The sequence below is a fragment of the Spiroplasma endosymbiont of Glossina fuscipes fuscipes genome (genome assembly GCF_049669535.1).
GTDB lineage: Bacteria > Bacillota_I > Bacilli_A > Mycoplasmatales > Mycoplasmataceae > Spiroplasma.
The window spans coordinates 398,647-417,775 of sequence record NZ_CP187162.1 but is presented as its reverse complement, the minus strand read 5'-3'; the positions used below and the strand labels follow the sequence as shown (position 1 = coordinate 417,775).

At 29.4% G+C, this 19,129-nt stretch carries 18 protein-coding genes; 4 read left to right on the top strand and 14 right to left on the bottom strand.

Annotation, left to right across the window (positions count from 1 at the left end; all coding sequences use genetic code 4):
- Nucleotides 1-26: 26 nt before the first annotated feature.
- Genes argS through rsmD form a run of 4 tightly spaced genes read right to left on the bottom strand, consistent with a single transcriptional unit; the run spans nt 27 to nt 4,198 of the window.
- Nucleotides 27-1,700 (bottom strand): arginine--tRNA ligase, encoded by a 1,674-nt coding sequence (gene argS / locus ACOBWH_RS02445; RefSeq protein ID WP_424526916.1) that lies wholly within the window; start codon nt 1,698-1,700, stop codon nt 27-29.
- A 54-nt stretch (nt 1,701-1,754) separates the two neighbouring features.
- Nucleotides 1,755-3,026 carry a 16S rRNA (cytosine(967)-C(5))-methyltransferase RsmB gene (gene rsmB / locus ACOBWH_RS02440; RefSeq protein ID WP_424526915.1) on the bottom strand — a complete coding sequence of 424 codons (1,272 nt, stop codon included), beginning with the start codon at nt 3,024-3,026 and terminating at the stop codon, nt 1,755-1,757.
- A gap of 22 nt (nt 3,027-3,048) precedes the next feature.
- Nucleotides 3,049-3,624, bottom strand: a complete 576-nt coding sequence (gmk, locus tag ACOBWH_RS02435; RefSeq protein WP_070406544.1) for a guanylate kinase — start codon at nt 3,622-3,624, stop codon at nt 3,049-3,051.
- 1 nt (nt 3,625) lies between these two features.
- Entirely contained in the window at nt 3,626-4,198 is a 573-nt protein-coding gene (gene rsmD / locus ACOBWH_RS02430; RefSeq protein WP_424527381.1) for a 16S rRNA (guanine(966)-N(2))-methyltransferase RsmD, read from the bottom strand.
- 80 nt (nt 4,199-4,278) lie between these two features.
- On the opposite strand from rsmD, the gene def reads away from it, so the two are divergent.
- The 3 genes from def to ACOBWH_RS02415 all read left to right on the top strand — a co-directional run bounded on the left by def (nt 4,279) and on the right by ACOBWH_RS02415 (nt 8,221).
- The gene (gene def, locus ACOBWH_RS02425) at nt 4,279-4,860 is read left to right on the top strand and encodes a peptide deformylase (protein ID WP_424526914.1); all 582 of its coding nucleotides are present in this window, start codon (nt 4,279-4,281) and stop codon (nt 4,858-4,860) included.
- A gap of 173 nt (nt 4,861-5,033) precedes the next feature.
- Nucleotides 5,034-6,794 carry a ribonuclease J gene (locus ACOBWH_RS02420; RefSeq protein ID WP_424526913.1) on the top strand — a complete coding sequence of 587 codons (1,761 nt, stop codon included), beginning with the start codon at nt 5,034-5,036 and terminating at the stop codon, nt 6,792-6,794.
- Nucleotides 6,795-6,862: 68 nt separating this feature from the next.
- A complete protein-coding gene (locus tag ACOBWH_RS02415) occupies nt 6,863-8,221 on the top strand; it encodes an alanine--tRNA ligase-related protein (RefSeq protein ID WP_424526912.1) in 1,359 nt (452 codons plus the stop codon).
- A 53-nt stretch (nt 8,222-8,274) separates the two neighbouring features.
- Here ACOBWH_RS02415 and ACOBWH_RS02410 read toward each other — a convergent pair whose 3' ends face one another.
- The 8 genes from ACOBWH_RS02410 to ACOBWH_RS02375 all read right to left on the bottom strand — a co-directional run bounded on the left by ACOBWH_RS02410 (nt 8,275) and on the right by ACOBWH_RS02375 (nt 16,683).
- Entirely contained in the window at nt 8,275-9,240 is a 966-nt protein-coding gene (locus ACOBWH_RS02410; RefSeq protein WP_424526911.1) for a lysostaphin resistance A-like protein, read from the bottom strand.
- A gap of 109 nt (nt 9,241-9,349) precedes the next feature.
- Nucleotides 9,350-10,927: a 2,3-bisphosphoglycerate-independent phosphoglycerate mutase gene (gene gpmI, locus ACOBWH_RS02405; RefSeq protein WP_424526910.1), complete on the bottom strand. Its 1,578-nt coding sequence runs from the start codon at nt 10,925-10,927 to the stop codon at nt 9,350-9,352.
- A gap of 44 nt (nt 10,928-10,971) precedes the next feature.
- Entirely contained in the window at nt 10,972-11,754 is a 783-nt protein-coding gene (locus ACOBWH_RS02400; RefSeq protein WP_424526909.1) for a Cof-type HAD-IIB family hydrolase, read from the bottom strand.
- Between the two features lie 100 nt (nt 11,755-11,854).
- The gene (locus tag ACOBWH_RS02395; RefSeq protein ID WP_424526908.1) at nt 11,855-12,901 is read right to left on the bottom strand and encodes a hypothetical protein; all 1,047 of its coding nucleotides are present in this window, start codon (nt 12,899-12,901) and stop codon (nt 11,855-11,857) included.
- A 56-nt stretch (nt 12,902-12,957) separates the two neighbouring features.
- Nucleotides 12,958-13,965, bottom strand: coding sequence for an NAD(P)H-dependent glycerol-3-phosphate dehydrogenase (locus ACOBWH_RS02390; protein ID WP_424526907.1), 1,008 nt, complete (start codon nt 13,963-13,965; stop codon nt 12,958-12,960).
- A gap of 14 nt (nt 13,966-13,979) precedes the next feature.
- Entirely contained in the window at nt 13,980-15,296 is a 1,317-nt protein-coding gene (gene der / locus ACOBWH_RS02385; RefSeq protein ID WP_424526906.1) for a ribosome biogenesis GTPase Der, read from the bottom strand.
- Nucleotides 15,297-15,968 carry a (d)CMP kinase gene (gene cmk / locus ACOBWH_RS02380; protein ID WP_424526905.1) on the bottom strand — a complete coding sequence of 224 codons (672 nt, stop codon included), beginning with the start codon at nt 15,966-15,968 and terminating at the stop codon, nt 15,297-15,299.
- Nucleotides 15,969-15,981: 13 nt separating this feature from the next.
- Nucleotides 15,982-16,683 (bottom strand): hypothetical protein, encoded by a 702-nt coding sequence (locus ACOBWH_RS02375; RefSeq protein ID WP_424526904.1) that lies wholly within the window; start codon nt 16,681-16,683, stop codon nt 15,982-15,984.
- A gap of 99 nt (nt 16,684-16,782) precedes the next feature.
- Here ACOBWH_RS02375 and ACOBWH_RS02370 point away from each other — a divergent pair, with 99 nt between their 5' ends.
- Nucleotides 16,783-17,028: a ferredoxin gene (locus tag ACOBWH_RS02370; protein WP_424526903.1), complete on the top strand. Its 246-nt coding sequence runs from the start codon at nt 16,783-16,785 to the stop codon at nt 17,026-17,028.
- A gap of 32 nt (nt 17,029-17,060) precedes the next feature.
- On the opposite strand, the gene ACOBWH_RS02365 is transcribed toward ACOBWH_RS02370, so the two are convergent.
- Both ACOBWH_RS02365 and ACOBWH_RS02360 read right to left on the bottom strand, forming a co-directional pair.
- Nucleotides 17,061-17,570, bottom strand: a complete 510-nt coding sequence (locus ACOBWH_RS02365; RefSeq protein ID WP_424526902.1) for a dUTP diphosphatase — start codon at nt 17,568-17,570, stop codon at nt 17,061-17,063.
- The gene (locus ACOBWH_RS02360) at nt 17,560-19,119 is read right to left on the bottom strand and encodes a VWA domain-containing protein (protein ID WP_424526901.1); all 1,560 of its coding nucleotides are present in this window, start codon (nt 19,117-19,119) and stop codon (nt 17,560-17,562) included. The genes ACOBWH_RS02365 and ACOBWH_RS02360 overlap by 11 nt, the downstream gene beginning before the upstream one ends.
- Between the last annotated feature and the right edge of the window lie 10 nt (nt 19,120-19,129).

The following is a 19,129-nucleotide window of genomic DNA, read 5'->3' as shown; positions in this document are numbered from 1 at the left end:
TCTGATAAATTATAGCACAACTTAATTTACATCTGTTCAATAACATTAACCCCTAATAAATTAAAGGCATTTGCTAAGATTTGATAAATTACTTTAATAAAAACTAAACGTTGTTTTGTTAATTCTAAGTTATCTAAATTAATAACTTTTGATTCATTATAATACGAATGGAACTGACGTGCAATATTTTGTAAATAATCACAAATTAAATGCGGTTGGCGCAACTTTGCCGCCCCTTCAACACAACGATTAAATAAATCAATATCATTTAAAAGATCTAATTCTTTTTGTGAAGTTAATAACTCAAAAGTTTTAACATTATCAATTTTAATATCATTAACTTTGGCTTGTTGTAAAACACTATTGCAACGCGCTGTTGCATATTGTGCATAATAAACGGGGTTTTTTGATGAATGCTCTTTTAAAACACCAATATCTAAATCCATATGACTTTGTGCACTTTTTGAAACTAACATATAACGAATTGGATCAACCCCAATTTCTTCAATTAAATCAATTAATCAAACTGCCGTTCCTTTTCGTTTACTCATTTTATATTCAGCACCATCTTTAATTAATCGCACCATTTGAATCATATCAATATCTAAGATATCTTTTTTATAACCTAATAATTGTAAACCCGCCAACATTCGAATAATGTACCCATGGTGATCACCACCTCAAAAATTAACTAATTTATCGGCTTTTGTTCGCATTAAACGTTCATTATGTGCAGCTAAATCTGGCGTAATATATGTTAAATCACCATTTGATTTAACTAAAACACGATCTTTATCATCACCAAAATCAGTAGTCTTTAATCATAAAGCGCCATCTTGTTGATACGTTTTATTTAATTTGGCATATTGGTCTAATGTTCCTTGAATTTTACCGCCTTCATACATTGAGGCTTCTGATGAATAATATTCAATATCAACCCGAAATAATTTTAATTGTTCTTTGATAATATCTAAAAATAAATCAACCGATTTCTTGCGAAACAATTCGTGCACCTCTGAATCACTAAGTTTATAATCCTCATTAAAAGTTAAATTAATAAATTTATCTTGATAATTATCCACAAAATATTGTGCTACTTCATCATACATATCACCACGGTATGCTTCTGGTGGTAATTCAGTTTTTTTCCCTAATAAATTTAAATAACTAACAAAAACAGTTACGGCTAAATTATTAATTTGATTACCAGCATCATTAACATAATATTCAGTTTGAACTTTATATCCCGCCGCACGTAAAATACGCGCAACACTATCCCCAATAGCTCCATTCCGTGCATGACCAATATGTAAAAAACCGGTTGGGTTTGCTGATACAATTTCTAAATTATAAATAAAATCTTTTGGTGCTGAATGTCCATATTTTGCTTGTAACTTTAAAACATCATTAATAACTTGATGTAATTGTTCGTCAGCTAGCGTAAAATTAATAAATCCTGCTCCAGCAATTTCAATTTTTTTAAAATATGTTTTATTATTTTTTTCAATAAAAGCAATAATTTCTTCGGCAATTTTATTTGGCGCTTTTTTTAAATCTTTAGCTAATAATAAAGCTAAATTTGTTGATAAATGCCCAAAACCTTCTTGTCGTGGTTTTTCAATCATTACTTCTTTGGTTAAATTGTGTGCCTTTAAATATTGCTGCAAAAGATCTTCAATCAGTTTAACATTCGTATTCATAACTATGCTTCCTTTCTTTCTTATTCTTATATATATTTTACATACTTTTTATAATTACTTATCTTTTTTTCTAATTTTACAATAATAAAATCCATCAGTATTGTTTTCATACCCAAAAATTTGCTCAGTTGTAATTATCTCAAGATCATTATATTTTGCTAAAAAATTTCTAATTTGTAAACTGTTTTCATATACTTCAAATGTACAAGTAGAATAAACTAAAATACCTCCTGGTTTTAATAATTCATAAGCTTTCTCTAACAATTGTTCTTGGATTTCTACTAAATTAGCTAACTTCTCACTTGTAAAAGAATGATATTTAATTTCTGGTTTTCGTTTAATAACACCAAGACCACTACAAGGTGCGTCACATAAAATTTTATCATATTGAACCGATGAATTAATTTTTCTAGCATCTAATAAATGCGAATAAATATTAGTAATCCCTAATCGTTGGGCATTAGTTTTAATTAAATTAAGTTTCTTTTCACTGATATCATATGCATCAATAATGCCTTTATTATTCATTAACTGACTTAAATGTGTTGTTTTACCACCAGGAGCACTACACATATCTAAGACACGATCAGTTTCTTGGGGATCTAAGACTTCTGCAATTCGCATACTCATTTCATCTTGAATAAAAATTAAACCATCTTGAAACATTGCGGAATTAATAACCGGTTTTTCAGCAATAACTCCAACTGGTGAAACCACACTTTTTGTTAAATTATAATCAGCATATTTTGTTAATAATTCATCTTGTGTAATTTTTAAAGTATTAACACGAAAAGCAAGTTTTGGAAGTGTTAAATTATCTTCCATAACTTTTCGCGCAATCTCTTCATTATATTCATTTCGAAGAATTAAGTATAATGACGACGGAAAACTATATTTAATACTTAATTTTTTTGTTTCATCAGCAAGGTTGATTTCAAAAATATCATCACTGCTTTCAAAAATCCTTTTTAAAGTAGCATTAACAAACCCCGCATATTTTGAATTAAGTTTTTTTCCAATGTTAACTGCTTCATTAACAATAGCATAGTTTGGAATGCGATCCAAGAAACGAAATTGATAAATGCTCATTCATAAGATGACTTGTAGTTTTTGATTAGTTTTTCTATTATCAATAAATTGATTAGCAATATATTCTAAATATAATTTGTTTTTAAGAGTGCCATAAACAATTCGATAAATTAAGGTTTTATCCTGATCAGTAAAACTGGCGTTTAGTTCAATTGTTTTTGCTAATAAATGATTACTAAATTTATTTTTTGCAAAAACCTTCCACAGAATATCTCAGGCTAATTCTCTTGCTCGCATACCTTAACCACCTTTAGTTAACTTATAAACGATTAGCAATTTCTTGCTCTAAAATTGTTTTAATTTCTGCCACTGCTTGTTCAACGGTATTATTCACAACAACATAATTATAATTACTTTGTAGCGGAAGTTCATCAGCTGCTTTTGCTAATCGGGCTTGAAGAACAGATTCGGGCTCACTTTTTCGTCCACGAATCCGCTTCTCTAATTCATCTAAACTTGGCGGAATTAAAAAAATTGAAACTGCATCAGTAATTTTTTCTAATACTTGTGTTGCTCCTTGAACTTCAATTTCTAATAAAACATTTTTCCCTTTTTCAATTTGTTCAATACAATATGATTTTGGTGTTCCATAATAATTCCCAACAAATTCTGCATATTCTAATAGTTCATCATTTTTAATTGCATTTTCAAAGGTTGGTCGATCAACAAAAAAATAATTTACGCCATCAATTTCATCTGGCCTCTTTTCTCTTGTTGTCATTGAAACTGAATAAGCTAAATTTAATTCTTCATATTTAAACAGTTCCTGGCAAATTGTTCCTTTCCCAACTCCCGATGGACCAGAGAAGATAATTAAAAAACCCCTTTTTTGCACACTAATTTTCTCCTTTTTCTAAACGTAGTATATATAAATACTTTTTTTTATATCTTTTGTAACATAACATCACTAAGTCAAATTGAGCAAATGATAGTTCTTGATTTGATTCACAAACTATTATTCCATAGTTATTTATAATATTGTTTTTCAATATTGTAGTAATAATATCATAATAATATTGAATTTGCTTAAAAGGTGGGTCCAAAAATAAAATATCAATCGCTATTTGATTTTGAAACATTCAATTTAATAACACATTATAATCATAATTTAATACTTTTCCATTCACAATTTTTAGATTTTGAAGATTAATTGTAATTATTTGATAAGCACCTTGATGGAAATCATTAAAAAAACATTGTTGTAATCCGCGTGATAATCCTTCAATTCCTAATTGACCACTACCAGCAAAAATATCTAAACCAGTTTTATTTTCATAGATAAAATAGTTATCTAAAATATTAAACATATCTTCTTTCACTCGGGCAGTCATCGGGCGGGTGTTCATTCCTTCTAAAGTTTTAATTTGATAACCCTTATACTTTCCACTAATTACACGCATACTTCTAATCTCTTTTCTATCTTTTTTATTATACTAAATTTCATCAATAATTATGGTATATGTTATAATTTTCTAAGAGGTGATTTTTAGTGTTGCAAAATGAAATTCCAAAGAAGGATTGATTAGTATTTGATGATACACCATCAATTCGACAATCATCAAATAATGTTTCGTTTCCATTATCGCCCGAAAATGAACTTGTTATGCAAAAATTAATTGATTTTGTGCGATATTCACAAGATTTACAAAAAAATGATAAACAAACAATTAGACCTGCGGTTGGCCTTGCCGCCCCACAAATTGGTCATAATATTAAGATGTATTATATTAGAATTGAAGATACGGATGATGAAACTGGAACCAAAAAAGTAATTGAACACGCAATGATTAATCCAACAATTATTGGTAAAAGCGCACAATTAGCTTGTATTGAAGAAGGCGAAGGTTGTTTAAGTGTTGATGGTGATAAAGAAGGCTTTGTTCCCCGTAGTTTTCGAATTATCATTGATGGATATGACTATCTAAAACAACAACAAGTAACAATTACCGTTCGAAGTTATGAAGCAATTGTTTTTCAACATGAACAAGAACATTTAGAGGGTAAATTATATTATGATTTAATTAATAAAAAAAATCCTTGATTAAAAAATTCGGATTGAATTATTCTATAAACTTAATAATTTTTAACTTTTTTAAGAAAAAATATTTTTTTGTAAACTTATTAATCTTTGTGTTATAATTTTTTGGATACTAGGGAATTAATTTTTTTCTTTTTAATAATATTAAATAATAAATTTAATAAGAAAAAACTATGAATTTTTAGAATTATGAGGTGATAGTTTCAATGAATAAAGAAAACAAAGAGATAAATAAAAATAAAACAACAACTACAAAACCAGCTAGTATAGTACCAAAAACAACAACACAAAATATTATTAAAAATAAATTTCCAACAAAAGTCTTTGCCTTAGGAGGTTTAGAAGAAGTTGGTAAAAATACATACTGTATTGAGCATGATGAAGAATTAATTATGCTTGATGCTGGAGTTAAATTCCCTAGTTCAACAATGCTTGGAGTAGACGCTGTTATTCCAAATTACAATTATTTAAAAGAAAATCAACGAAAAATAAAAGCTCTATTTATTACTCATGGGCATGAAGACCATATTGGAGGAATTCCATACTTGTTAAGAGAAGTAACAATTCCAATCATTTATGCCCCTCGATTAGCTGCTGCTTTGATTCGTGATCGATTAAAAGAAGCAAAATTAGAACAAACCACTATTGTTAAAGAAGTTGACAATATGAGTGTTATTAAAACTAAAAACTTTAAAATTAACTTTTTTGCTGTTAACCATAGTATTCCTGATGCCTTTGGAATTTCAGTTATGACACCAAATGGCAAAGTAGTATCAACAGGAGACTATAAATTTGACTGAACACCATTAGGACATCGTTCTGACATTGAACGAATGGCAAATATGGGGCAAGAAGGTGTTATGTTATTGATGGCAGACAGTACAAATGCGGAAGTTGAGGGATATACTCAAACTGAAACAAAAATTATTAAAAATATTGCAGAATTATTCGTAAAAGCAAAAGGACGAATCTTGATTTCAACATTTGCTTCAAATGTTCACCGAATTCAACATATTGTTGAAATTGCTAATAAATATGGTCGTAAAATTTTAGTTTTTGGAAGAAGTTTAGACCGAATTATTAAAATTATCCGTCAAATGGGACATTTAAAAATTTCTGATAAAGCCTTTATTAAAGCTAATGATGCTAAAAACTATAAGGATAACGAGATTTTAATTATTTGTACCGGAAGTCAGGGAGAACCAATGGCTGCTTTATCACGAATTGCTAATAATCAGCATCAACATATTTCAATTATTCCTGGTGATACTGTTATTTTCTCATCATCACCAATTCCTGGTAACCAAGCCGATGTTGAACGCGTTATTAATAAATTGGTTCGTACTGGGGCAATTGTCCAAGAAAATAGTCCTCTGAACCAGATTCATACTTCAGGGCATGCTTCGCAAGAAGAACAAAAATTATTATTTACATTATTAAAACCAAAATACTTTATGCCAATGCATGGAGATTATCGTATGTTACGTCAACACGGTGAAACAGCAACTAGTGTTAATGTTCCAAAAGAAAACGTCTTTATTTGTGCTAATGGTGATCAAATTGAATTGTTAAACGGTACCGGAGCGATTGGAAAACGAATTGAAGCCGAAGCAGTTTATGTTGATGGAAAAGATTTATCTGGTCAAACAACTGCTGTTGTTCGTGACCGTGAAATTTTATCAAAAGATGGTTTAATTGCTGTTGTTATTTCAATTGATTCACAAAATAACCAGTTATTAACACCACCTCGTATTATTTCACGAGGAAGTTTCTATGTTAAAGAATCAGGAAATATTATCAATGAATCAATTCGATTAGCGACTGAAGCAGTTAATGAAGTTTTAAAAACTCAAAAGCCAACTTTTGGTGCTCTTAAAAATGCAATTAAACAATCACTATCGCCATTTATTTGCCGTTATAAACGTCGTAATCCGCTAATTATCCCTGTCATTTTAAATAAAAAATAAAAGAATACTTTAATTATTCTTTTTTTATTTTATAAAATAACATATAATTTTAATTAATATTAAGAACTATGAATAATGAACAAATTGAATTATTATGAACTAACTTAAAAAAACAAGATAACAAAGTTATGATTCCCCTAACAAAATTTCATGGGTATCAACAAATGACCAACAACGGAACCGTTGTAGCTCTCTTTAATGAAGCAGGGCACCCCGTTGAACAATTAAACGGAGTTGGTTTTAATGCCTTTGACCATACTGTTTTTTATGCTCTTGGTGGGGGCCAAATTTCAGATACTGGTGTTTTAATTAAAGATAAGCATAAAATTATGGTTTTTGATCTTAATAAGCAAATCTATAAAAAAGTATATCTTCATCTTGTTGATACACAAGGAGCAACAATCAATCTTAACGATACTTTAGAACAAAAAATTGACACAGAACGTCGCATTAAACTTACAAAAAACCATACTGCCCAACATCTCTTATCATATCTTATTGAACAAATTTTAAATGATGGTGAAATAACAGATTCAGTTCAAATTAGAATTGATTATGCTTTATTAGCAATGAATAAAGTTGATAATTGATTAAATATTATTTTAGCAGCGCGTCAGAAAATTATTAATGATTTAATTAACCATGATATTGCTAAAATTGAACATCAAATGCCAATTGCTGAAGCAGTAAAATTAACAATTGCACATCCAAATTTTGAATATGATCCAATTGTTCGGGTAGTTGAATTCCCTACTGCCACAATTGATTTATGTGGTGGAACGCATGTTAATAATCTACAAGAAATTGATTTTTTTGAAATTTGAGATTGTTGAGCGGATAAAAAGAAAATTCGAATGCAATTTTCAACGAATAAGAAAACAACACAAGCATACTTTACCAACTGAATTAACCAAAAAAGAAACGGTTTAGAACAAAGTGTAAAAAAAATTAGTGGTTATGATTCAACCTTTACTCTTATGTTTCCTGATTTTCCTGTACCAACAACCTTAATTGAAAAAAACAATTTAAACCTTGAAATTGAAAAATTAGAAAAAGAATTAAATGAAATAGCAAAGGTAAAATATAAGCAATTATTACAAACCATTGAAGAAACTACTTTTCCGGTTAAAACAACTGCTATTAATAATAACCTAACAGTGGAAGAAATTATTATTAATGATAAAAAAATAACTCTTGAATTAATTCGTAATAAATTAAACAAATATTTGCAAGAGTATCAAAATACCTTAATTATTTTTGTTAATGCAACCTTAAAATATGGTTTTATTAGTTTTACTAAAAAAATCAAACTAACTTTAATCTTAATAATTTCTTGCAAACAAATAAGGAACATTTTAAAATTACTGGTGGTGGAACCCCATTTTTTATTAGTTTTACATATCAAAATGAAATTAATTCATTTTTAGAACAATTGTTAACAACTCTAAAAAAATAAAAAGACCAACAAGGTCTTTTTATTTTATCTAGTTAAAAAACTCGGAGCTGCAATAATTAAAATGGTAGTAATACAATTTAACCCCCCATGTGCAATAATATTATAAGTTACATTTCCATTAACAACCATAAACAACATTCCTAATGCTAATGCTGCTCCTAAATAACCCATAATGTGTTCTCAATCACCAGTCGAAGTAACATGCATTCCAGCAAAGAAAATTGTTGAAGCAACAAACGCAATTCATTTGTTTCCTGTTAAACTAAAAATTCCATGTCGACAAGCTAATTCTTCAATAATTGGGGCAAAAAAAACGGTATAAATCAATAAAATCACAATGTTCCATCACTTACCAAGACCTTTAACTAAATTCTCTTGGTTCTTTGATTGAGTTGATGTTATTAATGACTGTAAATAACCAAAAATAAAATTAAAAAGAAAAACGACAATAATTGCAATTAAACTAACCAACAGCAAGCGTTTATAATCTTGTTTAAAAGTTAATTTAATTTTTTTAAAAATAAAGGGTGAAGTTTTGTAAGTAATAAAAATCGTTATCCCAGCAGCAAGTAAACTTGTTAATAAATTAATTGTTATTAAAGCAGAAGCAGATGGCTGAAATGACTTAACAATGATACCAATTATTAAACCAACCATATTAGGAATAAAATAAAAATAATAAAATGCAATTGCACCAGAACGCATAATTTCGTTCTGAGCGCCACCAATTACAAAATAAGAACCAACAGCAACGATAATTCAACTAACAAAATTCATTCCAACTAAAGCATATTCATTATGAGCAAATAAATATGAAATTAAAATGCTAATAAAAAATGGTGCAAAGATTGCTGTTCCGATAAAAATATAACCAGTATTACGAATATTAACTAATTTAAAATCAAATGGTGAAGCACGATCAACTAAGGTTGGTTTTAATTCATATCATGGTCTTTTAAAATTATTATAAACATTTTCATTGTTATTCATTTTTAATACTCCTCTAAACCTTACTAGTTTATTATATACTGATTTTTAACCAAAATGTAGTTAAAACTACAAATTATTTCATAAAAAAGATATTAAATAATATCTTTTTTTATTTAAGAATTAATGATGGTTGTGTCATTTCGGCAGGAATTTCTTCTTCCAATAATTCTAAAATAGTTGGAGCAATATCGGAAATTGCCGGATTTTTATCACGCAATTTTAATCCTGCTTTGGTAATAATAATTGGAACTAATTGGGAAGTGTGTTTTTTATTTGGTCCCCCAGTTTCATCAATCATAATTTCAGCATTACCATGATCCGCAGTAATAATCATAATTCCATTAACTTTTTGCATTGCCAAATAAATTTTACCAAGACAATCATCAATTGTTTTTACTGCTTCAATCGCTGCTGGTAAAATCCCAGTATGACCAACCATATCACAATTGGCAAAGTTTAAAATAATAACATCAAATTCATTACGATTAAGTTCAGCGATTAATTTATCAGTAATTTCATATGCTGACATTTCTGGTTTTAAATCATATGTTGCAATCTTTGGTGATGGAATTAAAGCGGCTGATGCACCTGGCAATGTAATTTCAGTTTGGGTTGCTAAACCATTTTTAAAGTAGTCTTTTCCCCCATCAAAAAAAAACGTAACATGTGCAATTTTTTCCGTTTCTGCAATTCGTAACTGATGATAACCCTTTTTACTTAACCATTCTCCTAATCCATTAACAACTTCAATTGGCTGAAAAGCAACATATTTTGATCCAACTGTTGCAGCATATTCCATCATTGACACAAAATAAATATCATTTAATTTTGGCATAAAATAACTTTCTGCTTCATTAACAGGAAAATCAGCATTTGTTAATGCTGAAGCAATAGCAATTGCACGATCGGGACGGAAGTTAGCAAAAAAGACTCCATCACCTGGTTTAATGTATCCTTGTGGAGTATTAATATTATAAGCTGGCATTAAAAACTCGTCATTACGACCCGCCTGATATTCTTGATCAATATAGGTTAACGGATCACTAAACTCAGCTCCTTTTCGCGAAACTAAAACATCATATGCAACTTGAACCCGTTCATATTTTTTATCACGATCCATTGCATAATAACGGCCTCCAATTGTAGCAATTGCCCCTACTTTCAAGTTTGCTTGTAAAACATTGAATTGTTCAATATATGTTTTAATACATTCTGGTTTGGTATCACGGCCATCACCAAATAAATGTAAATAAATTTCCTTAACTCCTTCTTTTGCTGCTAACTGATACGCTGCAAAAATATGATTAAGATGTGAATGAACTCCACCATCTGAAAATAAGCCCATAATATGAAAAGCACCATTATTTTGTTTTGCAAAATTAATTGCCGCTAAAATTTCCGGATTTTGATTAAAAGTTCCATCTTTAATAGCTTTATTAATTAACGTTAATGACTCATATTTAATTCGACCAGCTCCCAAATGAATATGACCAACTTCTGAATTTCCCATTTGACCATCTGGTAACCCAACTCATTCTCCCGATGCATGAGCAGCTACTCAAGGGTATTTTGCCTTTAACATTTCAACATTTGTCATATGTGCCTGTGTAACAGCATTTCCTTTTGAATCAGGGGCAATCCCTCACCCATCAAGAATTGCTAATAAAATTGGTTGTTTAGCTTTCATTTCAATATTTCTCCTCTTTTTCTTTTTCCTCAACAATTATATAATTATTTTTTATGATTGAAAATATATTTTTCAATCATTTTGGCAACACCGCCCTCTTCAACATTACTAGTAATATCTTTCGCAATTGCTTTAATTTGATCTTGACCATTGTTCATCGCAATTCCTAACCCAACATTTTTTATCATTCAATAATCGTTCATACTATCACCAATTGCCATCATTTCTGATAGCGTAATTCCCCATTGCTTTGAAATTCATTTTAAACCCGCTAATTTACTAATTCCGGGAGCATTCATTTCAGCAGTATGACTAGCATCAATTGCAATTTCAATGTTTTCAGCACGTGCTAAAATAATAAATGGATCTGTTTCTTGTACATCCATTACAATACATTTATAAGCAGTATTCTTAATTTCAGATAAATTATCATATTGAATAAATTCACCATGAAAAAAAGTTAATTCTGGATTATTTTCTCCAATCGGGTCAAAATTAACAATTACTTTCGTTAAATCATCAATATAACATCATATTTTTTTGTGATATTTTTTTGCTAATTGAAATAAAAAATTAACTTGTAAAACAGATAATGTTTGTTGATGAACAATCTTGTTTGCTTTAATATCATAAATACAAGCACCATTAAAACCAATAAAATATTGCTGAAAATAATCCATTTTTACTTTTAATGCTTCTGGTAATGATGTTAAAATTGGTCGCCCAGTTGCAAAAATAACCCGTACCCCCATTTCTTGTGCCTTAATAATTGGCATAATATTAGCAGTTTCAATCCCTTGATGAAAACGACAAGCAGTCCCATCCATATCTAATGCAATTAATTTAATGTTTCTTATAATTTCCTACTTTCTATTAAAAATTTCATAATTATATTGTAAAAGAAAAAACCATATTTTTAAATATGGTTTATGAATTTAAATAATAACTAGTTGGTGAAATTGATTTATCATTAGGTAATAATGCTCCTGCGCTTTTACTTACAATTGGTGATGAATTTGCAACAGTTAGTTCTGTTCCTAATAATCATTCTTTAATTTGAACCCGAAAACCATAAATAGCTCCAACAGCCCCGCCTAAAATTGCTAGCATTATTAAAACACTAACCAAGACCGTTAATCAAGGGCGTGATTTTTTTACACAATTTTTGCATTGACATTGTAATCCATCAATTTCAACTTCAGCATTTAATTTTCGATTTTTCTTACGGTTTCCTTTTTCAGTTTCACTTTCAAATAAATCTGATGGTAAGGCTGCTGCAATGTTCATATTTTTGCCAAGACCTACCTTAATATTAGGATCAATTGGAACATTTAATAAATCTGATGGTTTAATATTTCTTTGACCAGAATAATTTTCATTTTGATTTAAACCACCACTTTGTAAATTAGCAATTCGTTCTGCTAAGGTTTGGTTTTGCGTTGGAACAGCAGATGGTTGCTGCTGCATCATTGGTTGTTGATGTTGTTGTTGCGGCTGATACTGCTGTGCTCCGGTATTCAGAGCAGATTGCTGCTGCTGTTGTGCCATCGGAGCAGGCTGCGGCTGATACTGTTGTGGAGCAACATTCTGCTGATACTGCTGCGGAGCAACCCCCACTTGTTGCTGTGAATATTGTTGCGCCATCGGAGCAGCCTGCGGCTGATAATGTTGTGAAGCAACATTCTGCTGATACTGCTGCGGAGCAACCCCCACTTGTTGCTGCTGTGAATATTGTTGCGGAGCAACACTTTGTGGTGGTTGTTGCATTAAATTTTGTTGCTGTGAATATTGTTGCGCCATCGGAGCAGCCTGCGGCTGATAATGTTGTGAAGCAACATTCTGCTGATACTGCTGCGGAGCAACATTAAAATTACTCCCTTGATTTGAGGAAAGTTGCTGTTGATTATTGTCAGGTTTATTTTCTAAACCATTATTGGTCCAAGTATGATGTAAACTCATTTTATGCCCTTTCATTTAAATTTTGCCATACACTATTGTACAATAATTATATCATAAAATGATAATTTTTGCTATGCCAATATTGCTTTTATAAAAACACTATTAATAATCGCACTTGGGCGTTTATTATTATATAAAATATCATATAAAGCTTCAAATAAAGGTAATACTATTTTATTAGCGCGAGCATCTAAAACAATTGTTTTGCAAGTTAAAACTCCTTCAACTGTTTTAGCATGACTTTCTAATACTTTTTTAGCATCATCTACTTGCGCAATTTCAAAACCAAGCGAATAATTTCGTGATTTGTTCGAAGTTGCAGTTAAAATTAAATCTGCCAATCCAGCAAAATTTAAAAAAGTTTCAATTTGAGCACCTTTTGTTTTTGCAAAAAGTTGAATTTCATTTAACCCCATTGTGATTAATGATGCTTTAGCATTATCTGATGCATAAAGACCATTAAAAATTCCTGATGCAATTGCAACAGCATTTTTTAACGCAACAGCATATTCAGCACCAATAACATCTGTATTCGCAAAGGTAACAAAATATTCATTATTAAATAAATTACGAACTTCATATGCAATTGCAATTTCATTTGAGACTGCCATAATGCAAGTTGGTTTACGTTGTAAAACTTCTTTAGCAATACTTGGACCATAAATCCCAGCATATGCTTTTAAAATTTTATTATCAATTAATTTAACAATTGAATGTGATAATACTTCATGTGTTTCAGGATCTAATCCTTTTGCGACATTAATAATAACGACTGGTTTTGTTACTGTTTGATTAAGTTTTTCAATAACTGGTTTAATAGCAATAACTGGAATTCCCAAAATAATATATTCAGCATCTTCAACGGCTTCGGCAAAATTAGTTGTTGCTTTAATCTCCCGATTAATTTTTAAATCACCAAAAAAATGACTATTCAAATGTTCATTGTTAATATCATCAACTTCTTTACTATCAATACCATGCATTATAACATTATGATCATTATCAGTTAAAACATTAGCTAAAACAGTACCATACGCTCCCGTTCCGATAATAGTGATATTCTTTTGTTCTTTTCTCATTATTACTTACCTCATTACTTTCTTTCTCTAAATAATATTTTAATTGGTACACCGTCAAACCCGAAATGTTCACGAATTTGATTTTCAAGAAATCGTTTATAGGAAAAATGAATATACTTAGGAGTGTTACAAAACATAATAAAGGTTGGAATCATACTTTCGGGTTGCGTTGCATAATAAATTTTTATTCGCCCGCCATTAAAATCTGATGGTGGATTTAGTAATTGTGCTTTAACTAAAATTTCATTTAAAACACTTGTTTTTACGCGCTGAGTTAAACCAGCATAAACCTCATCAATCGTTTGAAATAATATATGCAAACGCTTTTTTTCTAACGCGGAAACAAAAACCATTTTTGTATAATTTAAATATTTAAAATATCCACGAATTTGTTTTTCAATTATCTGCATTGAGCGATCATTTTTTTCTGCTACAGCATCTCATTTGTTAACAACTAAAATAATTGGTTTATTTTGTTCAAAAGCAATTCCTGCAATATTAGTATCTTGATCAGTAATTGGTACTGTTCCATCAATAATTAATAAAACAAGGTCACTTCGTTCAATTGCACTAACAGCACGAAGAACACTATATTTTTCTAGTTTTTCATAAACTTTTCCTTTCCGTCTAATTCCTGCTGTATCAATAACAGTATAAAGGTGATCATTTCGTTTAAAGGATGTATCAATTGAATCAGTTGTTGTTCCTGCAATTGGTGAGACAATTACTCGTTCTTCTCCTAAAATAGCATTTGTTAATGATGATTTCCCAACATTTGGCTTTCCAATTAAGGAAAAATGAGTTCCATCGGTTTTTGGTTGAATTGGAATTTGATCTAAATAAGAAATTACTTTGTCTAATAAATCACCAACCCCAATTCCATGGGTTGCTGAAACAGCAATTGGTTCACCAAACCCTAATGTCATATATTCGTATAATTCACTTTCTTTTTCTTGTTTATCATACTTGTTAATAACTAATAAAACTGGTTTTTTCGCACGATATAATATTTTTGCAATCATTTCATCATCTGGCTTAATGCCTTCTTTATACGATAAAACAAAAATAATAACATCAGCTTCTGCAATGGCAATTTCGGCTTGCATTTTAATCTCTTGTGCAAACATTGCTTCATTATCTAACGTAATTCCCCCTGTATCAATCATTAAAAATTCGCGAGTCAATCATTCCGAAAAAGCATAAATTCGATCCCGTGTAACACCCGGAGTGTCTTCAACAATCGCAAGCCGGTTTTTAATAATACGATTAAATAATGTTGATTTCCCAACATTTGGTCGTCCTACAATTGCTACGGTTCCTTTTTGTGCCATTTATTTTCCTACTTTCTTATAATCCATTACTACTTGATAAATTGCTGCTACTGTTTGTTCAAAGGTTAAAGTACTACTATCAATTACAATTGCACCAGCAGCAATTTTTAATGGTCCCACTGCACGAGTTGTATCAACATAATCTCGTTCCTTTAACTTTGCAGTAATTTCTGTTAAATTATTTGGCATAATATTATTTTCATTATTCTGACTTCATCTTCGTTCAACCCGAGCAGCAATACTAGCTGTTAAATAAATTTTTACTTCTGCATCAGGTAAAACAACCGTCGTAATATCGCGGCCAACAACAACGTTGCCTTTCTTAATAACTAATTGACGCTGTAATGCGACCATTGCTGTTCGAATAAACTCAAGGCCAGTAATTTTGTTAATATTATCAAGCACTAAACTTGTTTGAAGCATCATTGTTACATCTTCATTATTAACATAAATTTTATTATTTAGCACTTGATAATTAAACTTTGCCAATTGATTTTTTAACTGCTGATGATTACTAAAATCAAGTTGTGCTTTTGCACAAAAATAAGTAAAAGCACGATAAGTTAATCCCGTATCAATAAACTGATAATTTAATTTTTTGGCCAATTCATAACCAGCAGAAGATTTACCACTACCAGCTGGACCATCAATAGCTACATTTAATTTCATCATCTTCTCCCATTTTCTATAACACAAAGATTAGTGCTAAACAAACACCTAATAAAACAACAAGCAAAAGCATTGTTAATAATAGCATCTTGTAGTGTAGTTTTACTTTACGATAAGTAACTAGTACATTATTATGTTTTTCTTCTAATAAAATACTTGATTCTTTTAACATCTCTGCTGTACTACGATTGTCATTTTTACGCATATGAGCAATTGTACTAAATTCAATATTTGTTGAATTAATTTTAAAATTACTATTTTCTTCTTGGATTTTATCACTTAGACGATGATATGTAATTTTTTCAGCTAAAATGCTTTCTAAAATTGTCTGATATTTTTGATAAGTTGGTTTATTTAACAAGGTTTCAGCAATTAAAATATTATGCATAACATCACCAGCATTTTGTTCATTTTTAGGATTAACCTGTGCTGTTAAATTAGTTGTATTAACAACTTGCTCTAACAATTGTTGTAAATCATATTTAAAATCAGATGGATATGGTTGCTCATCTGGATTTTTATCCAAATATACTTTTTCTCAACTAAATTCTTGTTCAAAATCTGATTTAACATTATTAAACAAAGTAGCATCAATTACATTTAATTTTGCCATATAACTATTAATTACTTGATTTGCCTGATTAATTTCTTGATCTAATTCAATTTCTTTCTTAATCATTTCACGTAGTTGGGCAAATTTTTCCATTCTAGTTTCCATTGTACCCCTCCAACTTTTTCAAACTACATTAAAATTATATATTATTATTAAAATTTTTGTTATCATTATAGTAATAAATAAGATAATGGAGGGATCTTGATGGCAGACCGCGATATTTCAAAAAAAAGAACATATGTTAACACTGACTTGTGTATTTCTTGTGGAAGCTGCATTATGATTGATGAAACCGAAACATTCTTTATGGATGATGATGGTTTTGCAAATACAACAGAAAATAATCAAGAACTAGTTGAAGCTCAAATGGTTTGCCCAACTGCTGCCATTTTTATTAAAACATTAGAAGAATTTAAAGAAAATCGTAAGAGTAGTCTTGATACTGATTAAAAAATGTTTTATAAATAGTTATAAAACATTTTTTAATAATTATTTTCTTGCCGAGCAAAATTTATTTTATTTTTCTTATTATATGCTGTAATTAAATCAGCTTCAGTAAATTTTAATTGTTCAGCAATAATTAAATATTGATTTAAAACTTGAAAATAAGTTTTAATTGTTTGTTTTTTAATTAATTTGGCACAAGCAGTAAAACATTCTAAATACAGTTTTGTTAAACTAATTGTCTTACCAAAATATTTATTTTGATAATGAAATTTATTAAAATCAACTTGTAAACTACTACTAATACTAATTAAAAAATGAATTCCATCAATATATTCTGCTAATAAAATATCTTGCTCTGAAGCTGGTTTAATACTTCAATATTTAAAATCACGTTGTTCATTAATAAATTCTGCTAATTCAACTAAAAAAGCTAAAATTCGTTTATCTAAAGTTTGTTCATCATTTAACTTAAATTTTGTCAAAATATGATGATCTAGTTTTTTTTGATTTTCAAGTAAATATGCAAAAGTTGTGTTACTTAACATTTTTATTGGCCTCCTGTTCTGTTCTAATTTTATTTAAAATTGTTTTTGCTCTCGGAATTTTATCATATTTTTTAACAACTTCCCCCGTTAAGGAAGCAATAATGCGTTCTGAAACAAATGGATCGCGAAGATCATAAATTCATGCATTATCAAAAACTGTTGTCACCTTTTCTTCGCCCATTGTTCCAATAACAATAGCATGAAAACGATTACGTCTTTTTCTTAATACTTTAATTTTTTCAATAATATCAGATGATAAATCCGAAGTCATAAAGTCACTAATTACTAATAAATCAGCATTAAAATATTCATTACTATCCATTACCGTTAAAGTATGTTGCAGCGCTGGTTCAACATCCGTATCACCACCAAAACTTTTTGATAAAAAATCAATTAACTTTGGAACAGAATCTTTTAGTTGCGATAAATTATAAACATCTAAACTTTTTGAAAAATTAATCATATAACATGGGCGGTGTTCTGATAAAGCAATTTTAGCAATTGCCAACGCCAAGGCCTTAGCAATTTGTTCGGGACTACCTCGCATTGAAGAGGATGTATCAATTGATAACACAATTGGTCCTTTTTCTTCAGGAACATATGATTCAACTGTAGTTAATTTAATTTGCTCTTTTGGAACTTTATCTTGTGATAAAAATTCAAATGTTGTTAGTTTTCCTTCAATATATTTCTTATAAAAAATATATTTTAAAACAGAATCGCGTAGTAAAACTAATTCGGCAGGAAACATATGTTCTAAATCTTTTGATTCAGTAGCACCAATAATCTCTTCTGGTGATGAACCGACTGGTTTTCATTCATAGTCCATCACAATTTCTTCTAAAATTCGCTGTTCAATTAAATTACTTTCGCCTTGATAACGCCCTAATAAAGTTGCAATCTCCATAATTGCCGGGTTACTTTCTAAAAATTTAGCAAACTTATCAATTGCTGTCATATCAACACCCGGTTTCAATAATTGGATTGGATCTCACATTTTTCCAAAAAAATTTCATACTGTTTTTAACAAACTACTAGCTTTATTATAAATTGCAAGTTTATTATATAAATCTTGCATAAATTTATTACGTAACTCTTCAATTTTAGCAAAACGATAATCATTAATTCTTTTAATCAAAATAGATTCTCATATACCAACAAAATCTCGAAATAACATATTCGGATTATTATTTTTTTTATTAAATTCATAACGATAATAATTTAGTCGATCATAAAACGGTGAATTAACTTTAAATAAAAAATCCTGTGTTGAAGCATAATTATTTTTTAAACCCTCATACCCATTAACCTTAATTCAATGAAATAAATAAATTTCCTTTTCAATATTCGGGGTTAATTTAATTTTCATAATTTCATCTTCAATTTTTTGATCATAAAAATTATTAATTTCTTGGTCAAAAATATCACTTAATCATCGATTTGATTTTTTTAGCAGAGCAAAATTTGGACTAGATAAATCCGTCTTTTTTAATTCTGTTAATTTTTCCGCTAATTTAACTCCCGTTTTTTGCTCTAAATATGGATTCATAGTGAATACT